Below are 14,088 nucleotides of genomic sequence, written 5' to 3' on the forward strand. Positions count from 1 at the left end.
AGATCCCACGTCTGACCCGAGCGCAGGGATGTAAATAAAAACAATGTTCTCATTAATGGGCTTGAAACATAAGAATTGTGGGCCCGTGCTTGGTTTTGAGTCGTTTTGTCTCTGATTTTTATGTTTTCTTTATGCCTGAGGGCGGGGTTTTTATCTGGGATTGAGGCTGGGGCGCCTATAGTGAAATCACGTTAGAGGGATGTTTTATGGCATTTACTGGTGTGGATTTCGTTCAAGTTTCTGCGGCCCTAGTGGTGGTCACTTTTGTGACTCCGCTCTTAGGGGCGTATATGTTTAAGATTTTTAGTGGGCATCGGAATATTTTGATTTCGGCTTTAAGGCCACTGGAAGTTGCTGTTTATAAAGTTTCCGGCGTTCGAGAAACAGATGAAATGAATTGGAGAGAATACGCGAAAACTCTACTTATTTTTAATATTATAGGTCTCGTATTTTTAATGCTTTTGCAGATGTTGCAGGGGCATCTTCCTTTAAATCCTGAAAAGCTTCCGGGATTGTCCTGGCATCTTGCCTTTAATACGGCTGTGAGTTTTGTGACGAATACAAACTGGCAGGCTTACTCTGGAGAAAATACTTTAAGTTATCTGACGCAAATGTTGGGACTAGGAGTGCAAAATTTTGTAAGTGCTGCGACGGGCTTGGGAGTACTTTTAGCAATCGCTCGGGGTATCGCCAATAGGCAGAATTCAAACCTCGGAAATTTCTGGGTGGATTTGACTCGAGGAACTGTTCATTTGCTATTGCCCTTATCGGTGATTTTTACTGTGGTATTGATGGGCCAAGGAGTTGTTCAAAACTTTCTTCCTTATGATCACGTGAAAACAGTTGAGGGTCTGGAGCAAATTATTCCTCAGGGGCCGGCAGCTTCGCAAATTGCGATTAAGCAGCTGGGGTCTAACGGTGGGGGATTCTTTGGGGTTAACAGTGCGCACCCGTTTGAAAATCCAACGCCATTAACAAACTTTCTGGAGTTAGTTGCCATCCTTGCGATCGCATCGGGCGGTACGTATTTGTTTGGTTTGATGGTGGGATCTCGTCGACAAGGCTGGGTTTTGTTTGGCGTGATGATGGCTTTAATGGTTACGGTGTTGGCGATTTCGCTTTGGTCAGAATTTAATTTTGGCTCTATGGAAGGTAAGGAAACTCGTTTCGGTATGACCAATACTGTTTTGTGGTCAGTCTTTACCACAGTTGCATCGAACGGTTCAGTGAACGGGATGTTGTCCAGTATGTCACCTTTATCGGGTGGCATTGCGATGCTGAATATGATGTTAGGGGAAGTTGTCTTCGGTGGTGTTGGCGCGGGCATGTACGGCATCCTTTTGTATGTGATTCTGACAGTGTTTTTAGCCGGCCTTATGGTGGGAAGAACTCCAGAGTATTTCGGAAAGAAAATTGAGGCGCGAGAAATCACGTGGGTGGTCATCGGAGTTCTTGCTCCGTGTGCGACGATTCTTTTGGGATCTGCGATATCAGTGGTGGCTCCTGCGGGCCTTGCAGGCTTGGGGCATCAGGGGCCTCATGGATTGAGTGAAATTTTGTATGCGTATTCTTCGGCGGCAGGAAACAATGGCTCGGCTTTTGGCAGCCTAGCAGTAAACACATCATTCTATAACGTGATGTTGGGTGTCGCTATGTTGATCGGTCGCTTTGCGATCATCATTCCGGTTTTGGTTGTTGCCGGAAGTTTGAGTGCTAAGAAAATCTCTCCACCCTCATCCGGTACATTCAAAACTGATTCCTTATTATTTGGTGGGTTGCTTGCGGGCGTGATCCTGATTGTGGGAGCGTTGACGTTTTTTCCTGCGTTGTCGTTGGGACCGGTTTTGGAACATCTTTTGATGGTCACTAAGGCCTAGGTGAATTTATGAAAAGTTCTTTTTTAAATAAGCAATTGATGTTGGAAGCGATCAAATCAAGTTTCGTGAAATTAGATCCCCGAGTTCAATGGGGTAATCCGGTGATGTTTGTCACTTGGGTCGGAGCCCTCATAGTCACATTTATAACGACGTCGTTGATCATAAGGGGGCAGTCTTACTCTTTTGAATTGCAAATTGCCGTTTGGTTATGGTTCACGGTGTTGTTTGCAAATTTCTCTGAAGCTGTGGCAGAGGGGCGCGGTAAAGCTCAGGCCGAGAGCCTTAAAAAAAGCCGTACGCACAGCGTGGCTCGTAAAATTTTAAACGGCCAGGAACAAACAATTCCTGCCACGAGTCTGCGCTCGGGGGATGTCGTCGTTTGTGAGTCGGGTGATATTATTCCCGGGGACGGTGAAGTTGTCGAAGGTATTGCTACTGTCGACGAATCGGCGATCACCGGTGAATCGGCTCCGGTCATTCGCGAAAGTGGTGGGGATCGAAGTGCTGTTACGGGCGGCACGCGAGTAATCAGTGATCGCATTTTGGTAAAGATCACGGCCGATCCTGGGCAAAGTTTCTTAGATCGCATGATTTCGTTGGTCGAGGGAGCCAGTCGTCAGAAAACTCCAAACGAAATCGCTTTGAGTATATTATTGATTGCTTTGACTGTCGTGTTTGTCCTGGCTGTATCAACATTGAAATTCTTTGCAGAATTTTCTGCAGCAGCGTCTCATCAAGATCTTTCTCATATTGTGACAGTCACGGTACTAATCGCTTTATTGGTGTGTTTGATCCCGACCACCATCGGGGGGCTGTTAAGCGCCATTGGGATCAGCGGTATGGATCGGATGATTCGTAAAAACGTGATTGCTAAGAGTGGTCGCGCAGTCGAAGCGGCCGGAGATATTGATGTGTTGATGCTTGATAAGACAGGAACAATCACCCTGGGTAATCGAATGGCCAGTGAGTTTATTCCGGTACCGGGTGTTAAAGATGAAGCGTTAGCAGAAGCAGCTCAACTGGCTTCATTAAGTGATGAAACACCCGAGGGACGGTCGATTGTTGTTCTTGCGAAACATAAGTTTTCTTTGCGTGCAAAAACTTTGGAGCCCCATATGGCAGAGTTTGTTCCGTTTACGGCGCAAACACGTATGAGTGGCGTTGATCTTAAAAATCCAAAGGGCCCAGTGATGCTACGTAAAGGCGCTGGAGACGCGATCCAAAAACATGTAGAAGCTCTTGGGGGACAGTATCCAATGGCTGCTAAAGAGATTGTGGAGCGGGTGGCACGACAAGGGGGGACTCCATTGGTCGTAGCGGAGGGAAATAGAGTTCTGGGTGTGGTTTATCTTAAAGATATCGTGAAGGGAGGCATTAAAGAGCGATTCGCTGAACTTCGTAAGATGGGAATACGCACTGTGATGGTCACAGGGGATAACCCATTGACGGCGGCTGCTATTGCTGCGGAGGCCGGAGTCGATGATTACATTGCTCAGGCTACGCCAGAAATGAAACTTGCAAGAATTAGGGAAGAGCAAGCTCGCGGTCACCTAGTTGCAATGACAGGAGATGGAACGAACGATGCGCCAGCGTTGGCTCAAGCCGATGTAGGTGTCGCGATGAACACCGGTACTCAAGCGGCGCGAGAGGCAGGTAATATGGTTGACCTGGATTCGAACCCGACAAAGTTGATTGAGATTGTTGAGACAGGGAAACAACTTTTGATGACTCGCGGAGCGCTGACAACGTTCAGTGTTGCGAATGACGTTGCGAAATATTTTGCAATCATTCCAGCGATGTTTGCGACTCTTTACGCGACTCAAACGGGGGCTGGTCCCTTAGCGAAACTGAATGTTATGGGACTTCACTCTCCACAAAGTGCGGTACTGAGTGCAGTTATTTTTAATGCTTTGATCATCATTCTCTTGATCCCATTGGCGTTAAAGGGTGTTGAGTACAGAGCTTTGGGTGCGAATGTGATTCTGCGTAGAAATATTATCAATTATGGTTTGGGTGGTTTGATTATTCCGTTCATTGGAATCAAAGTTATCGATCTGGTGATTGTTGCTTTGGGAGTTGTGTCATGAAAAATTGGTTGATTGGTTTCCGCTTGTTTGTGGCATTGTCTGTTTTAACCGGTATTGCATATCCTTGCTTCATGACGGCCGTTGGCTCGGCGACATTTCCCGAGCAAACACGGGGATCTTTAATAAAAAAAAATGATGCTGTTGTTGGGTCCACTTTGCTCGCGCAAAAATTTACGGGTGCAAGCTATTTTTGGCCTCGTCCTTCGGCGGCCGATTATAACGGGGCTTCTTCGGGAGCGAGCAATATGTCTCCCACCAACGAGATATTGAAAAAGGTGGTTGCCGAGCGCCAGGCTCAGGGCTTAACGCGAGAAAACCTCTATGCTTCTGGAAGCGGACTCGATCCTGAAATCAGTCCGGAGGCTGCGAAGGATCAAATTGAGCGTATCGCCAAGGAGCGTAAATTAACGTCTAAACAGACAGCGCTAGTCAGCGAGCTTGTTCAGGAATACACTGAAGGGCGCCAGTGGGGATTCATGGGTGAGCCCCGCGTGAATGTTTTAAAGCTTAATTTAGCTTTGGATCAAAAATTATGAGTGATGATTATCGTCCCGATCCCGATCGTATTTTAGACGGTATAAAAAAAGCGGAGGAGTCTACGTATCGTGGGCACCTTCGCATTTTTTTTGGGATGTGTCCCGGTGTTGGTAAAACATTTGCGATGCTAGAAGCGGCACAAGAGCAGGTTCGCCAAGGTTTGGACCTGGTGGTAGGTGTCGTCGAAACTCACGGACGTAAAGAAACCGAAGCATTGTTATTAGGTTTAGAACTTATTCCCCGAAAAAAAATTAATTACAAAGATTCGGTTCTTGATGAGATGGACATTGATGCCATTTTGAAAAGAAAACCTGAGATAGTACTAGTCGATGAATTGGCTCATTCGAACGCGCCGGGTTCTAGACATCAAAAACGTTATCAAGATGTCCTGGAACTATTGGATGCGGGGATTCATGTTTATACAACAGTCAACGTGCAACACATCGAAAGTCGTGCGGACCTTGTACAGCAGATTACAGGCGTAAGGATCTTTGAACGCGTTCCTGATTCTGTGATTGATCAGGCTCAGCAAATTGAGTTGGTAGACATTAGCGCACAGAATCTGCGCAAACGTCTGAAAGAAGGAAAGGTTTATCAAGGCGAGCGAGCGGCGAAGGCCGGAGAAAACTTCTTTAAAGAAACTCACCTGTTGGCTTTGAGAGAACTGGCTTTGAGGTACACCGCTGAAAAAGTCGATCAGGATCTTCAGGATCAAATGGTTGTACAGCGAGTGAATGGCCCATGGAATACGCAAGAGAGACTGCTGGTTGCTGTAGGATACAGTCCCTATTCTGCGAGATTGATTCGTGCCACGCGAAGAATGGCTTATAGCTTGGAAGCACCGTGGTTGGCTTTATACGTCGATACCGGCGAACAACTCGCGTCTGATGATCAAGCCATGCTCAATAAAAATCTTGCGTTGGCTCGCGAGCTGGGGGCCGAAGTTGTATCTCTTCGTGACAGCAATATAGTCGAAGCAATTCATCGCATCGCAAACGAACGCAACGTAACTCAAATAATTATGGGGCGGCCGGTAGGCCGTTGGTGGGATTTTATATTCCGCCGTGGTTCTTTATTGGATCAGCTGGTTCAAAGAGCAAGTCTGGTTGATATTCATATAATTCGACAAGAAGAGCGGAAAAACACCAAGAAGTTCCGCTTAGCTCCCCCGGTTCTATATGCTCCTGGCACTTCCTACTGGAATGCCTTTTGGTTTGTTGGCGGTATAACTTTTATTAGTGAGTTGCTAAATCCATACCTGGGATATCGCGCTGTAGGGTTTATATTTCTTTTAGCTATTTTATTAATGGGTTTCATGAGCACTTTAGGGCCCATTTTATTTGCAGCAATTTTAAGTGTTCTAGTGTGGAATTTTTTATTTATTCCTCCCTTATTTACTTTTCATATCACTGCCGCTGAAGACGTCATGATGTGCTTTGCCTATTTGTTTGTGGCGATGATGGGGGGATTTTTAACTGCCAAGATTCGCCGTCGCGATCGCGACCTTTTGCAAAGAGATCAGTACAACAGAGCTTTGCTTGAACTGGTTCAGGATATGTCAACAGCAGTCACCCGAACGGAAGTTGCTTTTTCCGCAGAACAAAACCTGGAAAAGATTTTGAATGGTAAAATTAAAATACTTTTTTCTGATATGGACGGTAAGTTAGAACGCAGAACATACAACGTGACAAAACTTGATGAAAAAGATTTGGCGCTAGCACTTTGGTCCTTTGAGAATCGCAAGAAGGCGGGCTGGAGGACAGAAACATTAACAGAGTCCCGTTGCTTAAGTTTGCCATTAAAAGGTAAAAACAGCTTGGAAGGCGTGATGCTGTTTTATCCACGGGTTCAGAATCCCCTCTCTCTAGAACAGGACAATTTGATTGAAACCGTGGCGTTGCAATTAGGAGCCTCTCTAGAACGTTTAAAATTGCAGGATACGTTACAGAATGTGAAGTTATTAGAAGCTTCAGAGAAACTGCACCAAGCACTTTTAAATTCAGTTTCGCATGAACTTCGCACACCGCTGACAGCGATTATTGGGTCGGCGTCTGCTCTACAAGACCATAAATTGAGTTCTGAAGACAAAGTAAGGGAGGGCCTGGTCGATTCTGTGATTGAATCATCAAGACGTTTAGATCAGGTTGTCGAAAATCTTTTGGATATGTCACGTTTGAATTCTGGGGTGCTTACACCGAAAAAAGTTTGGGTTGATCTTGTCGACTTCTGTGAATCGTTAACGTTAAAAGTGAGACCTTTGGTTGCGGGGCGTACAATTCAGTTTCATTGTGCTGAAGAAATTTGTTTGATGCAAATAGATGAGAAACTCATGGAGCATGTAATTTCGAATTTGATTCTGAACGCAGCAAAGTATTCAAAACCAGGAAGTGGTATTGAAGTCCATCTATCTCGTGAAGGCCGCAAAGTTCAGCTGAGTGTTCTTGATGAGGGAGCTGGAATTCCCACGGATCAACTGCAAAAGATTTTTGAAGCTTTCCATCGCGTACCGGGTTCCGCAGCCAGCGGAGTGGGATTGGGACTTGCAATCGTGAAAGCTTTTGTCGAGGCTCATGACGGTGTTGTCTATGCTCAAAATCGAAGCGATCGTCGTGGCGCAGAATTTGTGATAGAACTTCCTTATGAAATTCCACCATCAGCCTTAACCTCCGAGGATGATATATGAAAGACTTGCGTCGGGTTCTTGTAATTGATGATGAAGCTCCTATCAGAAAGCTTTTGAGAGTGACCTTGGAGGGTAATTCCTACCATGTCATCGAAGCGACGGATGGTAAGCAAGGTCTTGTGATGGCGGCATCGGAGCGGGCCGATCTAATACTTTTAGACTTGGGGCTTCCGGATCAAACGGGATTAGAGGTTTTACGGCAAATTCGAGAGTGGTCTCAGGTTCCCATCATCGTTCTAACAGTTCAGGATTCCGACGAGGATAAGATTGCGGCACTTGATGGTGGTGCGGATGACTATGTTACTAAACCTTTCAGCGTTCCAGAGCTTTTAGTACGAATGCGTGTGGCATTAAGAAGGTCAGGGGGAGGCACGACTGAAAAGTCAGAATTCAATAGCGGCCCGCTGAGTGTCGATATTCCTGGTCACGTCGTGAAAGTCTTGGGGAATGAGATTAAACTGACGGCAACCGAATTCAATATCCTTAAAGTTTTGATGAAACATAAAGGTAAAGTTGTCACGCACCGTATGTTGCTTAATGAAATTTGGGGGCCCAATTCAGTGGAGCATACCCATTACTTGAGGGTGTACGTTGGAGCTGTTCGTAAAAAGCTCAAGGTCGACGACACGACACCTGAGCTAATTACCACAGAAGCCGGCGTTGGTTACCGGTTGTTGGATTTGGACTAGTCTTTTAGGATTGATTTTTTAAGGTCAGCCACGCCATTGTCCGAGGGCTTGCCCAGCCAAATTGAAAAGACTTTTTCAACCAGCCCCGCCGAACCTTTAACTTCAGTCACTGTTCCCGAAGTTGTTTCATAGGAAATTTTTTCAGATCCATCTTTCAGGCGGGAGCCCAGGATTGTCAGAGATTTACCCTGTTTTGCTTCGCCACCTTTGTTGACAGCATCCAAGAATTGTTTGATAGACGCGTCCTCAATATTGACGGAATTCGCTGTAAGAGCTTCTTTGAAAGACTTCTGTACGTTTTCGGCATCAACATCGCGGAGGAAATGAAGTTGCACTGCAATTGCTTTTTGGTCCTTCACTGAGGTTAAGGCATCTGATTTTTTAAATTTGGTAGGATCCGATGTAAAAAGCTCTCCAACATAAACTTTAACATTCACAAAGACCACTTTTTTAGCGCGAAGACCTGCTCCCACATGAGTTAGCTTTACATCTTCTCCATCAATATTTGTTGAAGCTGTTGAAGAAAGAGCGACGTTTTCTAATTTGCTAGTATGCGCCTCTGTTTTTAAAAGAGCTGCGTTGGCGTTCAGAGTCAGGATTGAAATAAGAGTAATTATGATTGTTTTCATAGCAATATGATTCGTTCAGCAAATGAATATGTCAATTATGAAAACTTTTGATGGCTCTCTATAACTGCTTCAAGTAACATTTTAATTGTTTATGAGTGAAAAACGTCCTGCTATTTTTTTTAGACAGAAGTTGGAACTCTTGTTGCTGAGTCAGCGCGAGGATGTTTTGTCACGCATTCGAGATTTGCTGAATTTGCATAACTTTACCTTTAAGCACGTTCTAGCGATTGAGGACCTGAAGGTCAGGCCCTATGAAGTTCAAAGAGCGATCATTATTGTTGTTGCACAAGAAGAGTCGGAGCACATTGGGGCTTTTACCGAACGAATAATGTCTCTGGCGGAAAGATTTCCACTTTCGACTTTAGTGACATTAACCCATGAAATCCCGGAAAAGAATAAGTTCACGGGGCCCAAATTCTCGCGTGTTTTGCTGATTACTCCGTTCGATTTTTTCCAAAACTTTAAGCTTGAATATATATTGCTGTTAAAGGCGCGGGCACAGTTTTTCGATATTCACCCGACAGATTTGTTTTCGATGACGACCTTACCATTTACAGTCTTTGTTCGTATGCCCGTTAACCAAAGAATTATGGGGGTGGCATTCCGCGGGGCCGTCTTATCAGATTCAAAATATCAAAAGATGTTATCAAAGGGTGGGCTTTTGATTCATGGTCGAGAAACGACTGCCTACATGGAATATATCAATACTTACTTTGATCGCTCTGGTATGTCCTTGCGAAAGCGTGTGCGTTCGGTTTTTCTTTCGCTTGCGGCCCTGTGGGTTGAACTAAGTGAAGTGATTTTGTTTGAGTTTAAAACAGCATCAGATGAAGAAGTTGAGGAACTTTACGAGCAGCTGGTGCAGCTTGCTTTAACTATGGTTGAAATCATGAAAAGCGATGAGAATCTTTGGGATACGCTTCGTGAAGTATTGGAAAATGACTTGTTTGATAAATGGCGGAGTCCCTGGATTGCTGTTTATGCGGCTTATATCTCAGTTAAATCCGGTGTAGGGAATCCTCTTGATACGTTGATGTCCGGGCTTTTCTGCGATTTAGGACTAATGGATATTCCAAACGCCACTTATCAAAAATTTCTGTCTTTAGGGGAATCCTATTTGGAATCTCAACAGCTTGAAGAATATCAAAAGCATCCGATGATGTCTTTGAATCGCTGTTTGTTCAAAAAAGTTCCCGTCACTGAAGCCGTTAAGGCGATTATGGTTTGTGTCCATGAGCGCGCAGATGAAAAGGGTTTTCCCAGTCAGACCCCTTTTAACTTAGTTCCCGTAGAATCTTCATTGATTCGTTTTGCAGAATTGATAGATTTTGGAGTGCGCACAACGATGCAAGAAAAATCCATAGGATTTAAATACCTCAGAGAAAAAATTTGGGATGAGACCAAGGCGAAGCCGGGTAATTTCTCAAATGAGTTCCTGGGTAATATTTCTGAGAGTTTGAAGTACTCTTTCTTCCTTTGACACCCATTGTAAGATTGAGATTCTTTTTGCGCCTATTTCAGCTTTTGCATTTAATAGAAGCCTTAATAAGGAGTACGATAAAATGCTTAAAGTTGTAGCAGTGGTATTTGCATTTTTAGCGGGAGCGAGCCCAGCTCAAGCGAAAGATTTGACGAACCGTTTGGGGGTAGGTGTTAAATCCCACTCAACCTTGGATCTTCCCGAGTTGGCAGTGGTTTACAATCCATCATCTGAACTTCAGTTCGCAGGTGGTTTAGGTATCGATACGCAAAAAGATCAATCGAAATTTGCTGCAACCGCTGGCGTTCGTCGTATTGTTTTTAAAGAACAAAACATGAACTTCTACATGGGGGGTACAGTGGGTCTTATTAACTGGGAAGAGTTAAATGACGCAGGTACAAGGGAAAAACAATCCGGCTTTGAGTTGGATGCAGTTTTCGGCGGTGAGTTTTTCTTTACAGGTCTGGAATCTCTGGGGTTCACTTTTGAAGGTGGCGCGGGAGTCATTTCAGCTGACAACGTTCGCTTTAGAACAATCGCGGATAGCCCTTTCCGCGCAGGTATTATTTTTTACTTTTAATCCACAAAGGATATTTTCATGAAAAAAGTTATTCATACAGACAATGCACCCAAAGCAGTAGGACCTTACTCACAAGCAGTTGCGGTGGGGGATTTCTTATTTTGCTCAGGTCAGATTTCGATCGATCCAAAAACGAACGAAGTTTTCACCGGCGATATTAAAACACAAACTGAGATGGTTATGAAGAACGTTGAAGCAGTTTTGGCTGCGAACAATATGAACTTTTCAAATGTTGTTAAAACAACCATCTTCCTGACTAATATGGCTGACTTCGCAACAGTAAATGAAATCTATGCAAAAGCATTTACTCAGGCGCCACCAGCGCGTTCTACAGTTGCTGTGGCGGCGTTACCAAAAGGTGTGAATGTAGAGGTTGAAGTACTTGCTCACCGCTAAGGGGCTTTTACGCAGTCGAACTTTTTGGATCTTCATGGTCATTGGGGCGCTGGTTATCCAGCGCTTCGTTCATGAGTATCATTTGATCGAAAAAGAGCCGATGATCTCTTGGACAAAATCTCAGACAGCAGATTGTGCAGTGGTTTTGACCGGAGGTGCGGGGCGGGTGCGTGAGGGATTTGATCTTTTAGCGAATCAAAATGTCAAAAAACTCGTTATTTCAGGCGTGTATTCGAACGCGAGACTGCGCGAGATCATGCCGGTATGGCCATTCTATGGAAACTTGAATGAAAACGATGTGGTTTTGGATCGTCGTTCCGAGACTACGTTCGGTAATGCCCAACAAAGTCTTCCGTTGGTGGAAGCATTGAAGTGTCGCGATATACTTTTGGTAACTTCACGACTTCACATGTATCGATCCTACAAAACATTTCGCTCGGCTTTTCCCGAGAATATTTATATTCAAAAACATCCCATTGTGGGAGGCCGTTACGAGGCTTCAGTCGTGGAAACTTCTTTCGAAGCGCTGAAGTCTTTCTTTTATTCTTTGTGGGCGTACTAAAACCAGACTTAAGTTAATAAACGAATGTACGGTTTTCTCCGATAAATACCCTAGGAAACTGGGGTTTTAGATGAATTCATTATTCTTACAAATCGACTCCCTTGGGAGATTTGTGACAAGGAATGTGGAGTACACATGGCGTGTTCTCTTGATGGTCTATCTTTCCCTGCGCGCAACTGTTCTTGATCAAACGCAAGGTATGCGCGAAATCGTCCGTGTGATTTCAGCACAGATTTACTTCACAGGTTGGCAAGCTTTGCCTCTGGTCAGCGTGTTGGCTTTGACCTCAGGAAGTGTATTAGTTTTGCAGTCTCTTTCCAATTTATCAATGTTCGGTGGTACGCAAATGATTGGTCAGTTTTTGATCGTGGGTATTTTGCGTGAAGTAGGTCCATTACTAGTGGCTCTCGTCGTCACTGCACGATCGGGAACGGCTGTGGCCAGTGAACTTGGGAACATGCGTGCAAATCGCGAGATTGAAGCCCTGGAAGTTATGGGTATCAATCCACTCAGTTACATTGTTTTTCCCCGCGTCGTGGGTGGGGTTATCAGTATGCTGTGTTTGGCCTTCTATTTTAATTTCGTCGCATTGATCGGTGGATTCTTTGTAACCAAGTTCATTCAAGATATGCCATTCGCTTTTTATGCAGAGTCATTGATGACGTCTTTTGCAATGGATGATTTTCTGATTTTCCTTCTAAAAAATAGCTTTAGTGGAATGATTATCTTTGTCGTGTCCTGCTATCAAGGTTTGTCAGTCAAGAAAAGTCCTACGGAAGTTCCACAAGTTACAACTCAAGCAGTTGTGAACAGCATCATCTTTGTCGTCGTCTTTAATTTAATTGTAACAGCTTTGTTTTATCTTAATCAGTTGCGCAATCTGGGGGTCATATAATGAAGATCGAAAGTCTAAAGTTTGAAGGCGTTTCTTTTTGTCACGAAGGACAGGATCCAGTGGTTGCCAATGTGGAATTTGATTTCCCTATGAATGAAGTCCTCTGGGTGAAGGCAGAAGAAGGCGCAGGTAAGAGTTCTTTACTGCAAATTCTTGCTGGGTTACAGATGCCACAGTCCGGACAGTTTTTGATCAACGGTCAAAACGTTTGCGAAATGTCTTTTGAGGAGTTTTTGCCTTACCGCTTACAGATTGGCTATTCCTTTGACTATGGCGGCTTGATTAACAATCAAACTTTATTTGATAATATGATGTTGCCTCTTTTGTATCATAAGACTTTAAGTCATAAGGATGCAAAGGCTCGCGTTGATGACATCTTTAAATTGTTTGACGTTACAAAATTTGCCCACGAAAGACCCGCACACGTACCAGGACGCTTGCGTAAGTTGGTTTGCTTGCTGCGCGCGATGGTGATGCGCCCGCAAGTTCTGTTGTTGGACGATCCAAGTGTGGGACTTGGACAGGACAGCGTTTATACATTAGTGGACTATATCCATCAATTGCGTAAAGAAGGCTGTTTGCAACATGTCTTCATTAGCTCTTACGATGAAAAGTTTATGAACCTATTTAATTATCAAATTGTTCATTTGGATGATGGACAACTTTACTTCCAGCCAGTTGATCCAGAGAAGAGAGTCGTACATCTATGATGAATGTAAAGTTCAATAAATTTGAACGAATTGCGGGCCTGTTTGTCGGGCTAGCGATCCTAGGTGTCATCGTCACCGCTATCAGTATCGCTATTAAACAGGGTTGGTTTGATTCGAAAGTATTCTATACGACGACTTTTGAAACCGCAGATGGGCTCCATCAGGGAACAGCCGTGCAAATGGCAGGTCTTCGTGCGGGGGCTGTTGAAGATGTAGAATTGCGTGCGGATAATAAAATCCAAGTGACGTTTTATGTTTTAAGTAAATTTCAAGAACGCGTTCGTCAAGACAGTGTCGTTTCGATGAACCGTCCCTTTATTATCGGAGAGAAAATCCTTGAGATTTCTGTCGGTAGCGAGAAGCTTCCAATGCTTGCAAATAACACTTCGATTCAATCTCATGAGACGATGGATGTTGTGACAATGTTGAGCAGTCGAAATATTGGGACGACCATGTCACGTGTAGGTGGTCTGCTTGAAAATGTGCAGATGCTTTTGGAAGCCTTTGCTGATAAAAATCGTGCTCAAAGCTTTGTTCGTGTCATCGATCGTATGGATCCACTGATGAAGAATATGACTGTGATGTCTCAAGAGGTCATCAAGCTGTCCAAGCAAGCGACGGCAAATGATTCGATGGAAGTCTTGATGAAAAATCTGGCTACGACGACGACGGAGATCAATCGTATTTTACCTGAGCTTAACAAACAAAATCCTGATCTTGCAAAAGACCTTGCTATTATGACTCAGAATTTAGCCGTCGTCACACGTGCTTTGGGACCCGCTGCCAAAGCAGTTGAACCAGATCTTCCAATTGCTTCGCGTCGTCTTGTAGAAGTGATGAATGAAACTGTTATTACTCTTAAGGCCATGCAAAAAAGCTTCTTTATGGAAAGTAACGTTCGTGAAGTTCGTAAAGAGGAAGCACAGCAGCGTGCGCCAGCAAGTGATAAGGCGAAATAGCCTA

The 14,088-nt window shown here is 44.3% G+C and carries 13 protein-coding genes; 12 read left to right on the forward strand and 1 reads right to left on the reverse strand.

Annotated elements, in window-relative coordinates:
• Positions 1-206: 206 nt before the first annotated feature.
• The 5 genes from kdpA to B9G69_RS14105 are packed head-to-tail and all read left to right on the forward strand — an operon-like array spanning position 207 to position 7,873.
• The gene (gene kdpA, locus B9G69_RS14085; protein WP_088617406.1) at positions 207-1,877 is read left to right on the forward strand and encodes a potassium-transporting ATPase subunit KdpA; all 1,671 of its coding nucleotides are present in this window, start codon (positions 207-209) and stop codon (positions 1,875-1,877) included.
• Between the two features lie 8 nt (positions 1,878-1,885).
• A complete protein-coding gene (kdpB, locus tag B9G69_RS14090) occupies positions 1,886-3,964 on the forward strand; it encodes a potassium-transporting ATPase subunit KdpB (protein ID WP_088617407.1) in 2,079 nt (692 codons plus the stop codon).
• Positions 3,961-4,500 carry a potassium-transporting ATPase subunit KdpC gene (gene kdpC / locus B9G69_RS14095; RefSeq protein WP_088617408.1) on the forward strand — a complete coding sequence of 180 codons (540 nt, stop codon included), beginning with the start codon at positions 3,961-3,963 and terminating at the stop codon, positions 4,498-4,500. Before kdpB ends, kdpC begins: the two co-directional genes overlap by 4 nt.
• Complete coding sequence (locus tag B9G69_RS14100) at positions 4,497-7,184, forward strand: sensor histidine kinase (protein WP_088617409.1); 2,688 nt, start codon at positions 4,497-4,499, stop codon at positions 7,182-7,184. The genes kdpC and B9G69_RS14100 overlap by 4 nt, the downstream gene beginning before the upstream one ends.
• The gene (locus B9G69_RS14105; RefSeq protein ID WP_088617410.1) at positions 7,181-7,873 is read left to right on the forward strand and encodes a response regulator; all 693 of its coding nucleotides are present in this window, start codon (positions 7,181-7,183) and stop codon (positions 7,871-7,873) included. The genes B9G69_RS14100 and B9G69_RS14105 overlap by 4 nt, the downstream gene beginning before the upstream one ends.
• Here B9G69_RS14105 and B9G69_RS14110 read toward each other — a convergent pair.
• Positions 7,870-8,502 (reverse strand): chalcone isomerase family protein, encoded by a 633-nt coding sequence (locus tag B9G69_RS14110; RefSeq protein ID WP_088617411.1) that lies wholly within the window; start codon positions 8,500-8,502, stop codon positions 7,870-7,872. The genes B9G69_RS14105 and B9G69_RS14110 overlap by 4 nt on opposite strands.
• Before the next feature lie 91 nt (positions 8,503-8,593).
• On the opposite strand from B9G69_RS14110, the gene B9G69_RS14115 reads away from it, so the two are divergent.
• The 7 genes from B9G69_RS14115 to B9G69_RS14145 all read left to right on the forward strand — a co-directional run bounded on the left by B9G69_RS14115 (position 8,594) and on the right by B9G69_RS14145 (position 14,084).
• Positions 8,594-9,982, forward strand: coding sequence for a hypothetical protein (locus tag B9G69_RS14115; protein WP_265437799.1), 1,389 nt, complete (start codon positions 8,594-8,596; stop codon positions 9,980-9,982).
• An 82-nt stretch (positions 9,983-10,064) separates the two neighbouring features.
• Complete coding sequence (locus B9G69_RS14120) at positions 10,065-10,562, forward strand: organic solvent tolerance protein (RefSeq protein ID WP_088617413.1); 498 nt, start codon at positions 10,065-10,067, stop codon at positions 10,560-10,562.
• 18 nt (positions 10,563-10,580) lie between these two features.
• Positions 10,581-10,958: a RidA family protein gene (locus B9G69_RS14125; RefSeq protein WP_088617414.1), complete on the forward strand. Its 378-nt coding sequence runs from the start codon at positions 10,581-10,583 to the stop codon at positions 10,956-10,958.
• Complete coding sequence (locus tag B9G69_RS14130) at positions 10,936-11,520, forward strand: YdcF family protein (RefSeq protein WP_254917121.1); 585 nt, start codon at positions 10,936-10,938, stop codon at positions 11,518-11,520. Before B9G69_RS14125 ends, B9G69_RS14130 begins: the two co-directional genes overlap by 23 nt.
• Before the next feature lie 70 nt (positions 11,521-11,590).
• Entirely contained in the window at positions 11,591-12,415 is an 825-nt protein-coding gene (locus B9G69_RS14135; protein ID WP_088617416.1) for an MlaE family ABC transporter permease, read from the forward strand.
• Positions 12,415-13,125, forward strand: a complete 711-nt coding sequence (locus B9G69_RS14140) for a cell division ATP-binding protein FtsE (RefSeq protein WP_088617417.1) — start codon at positions 12,415-12,417, stop codon at positions 13,123-13,125. The genes B9G69_RS14135 and B9G69_RS14140 overlap by 1 nt, the downstream gene beginning before the upstream one ends.
• A complete protein-coding gene (locus B9G69_RS14145; protein ID WP_254917122.1) occupies positions 13,122-14,084 on the forward strand; it encodes an MlaD family protein in 963 nt (320 codons plus the stop codon). The genes B9G69_RS14140 and B9G69_RS14145 overlap by 4 nt, the downstream gene beginning before the upstream one ends.
• Positions 14,085-14,088: the final 4 nt, after the last annotated feature.

The sequence above is a fragment of the Bdellovibrio sp. SKB1291214 genome (assembly GCF_002209355.2).
In the GTDB taxonomy this organism is placed as follows: domain Bacteria; phylum Bdellovibrionota; class Bdellovibrionia; order Bdellovibrionales; family Bdellovibrionaceae; genus Bdellovibrio.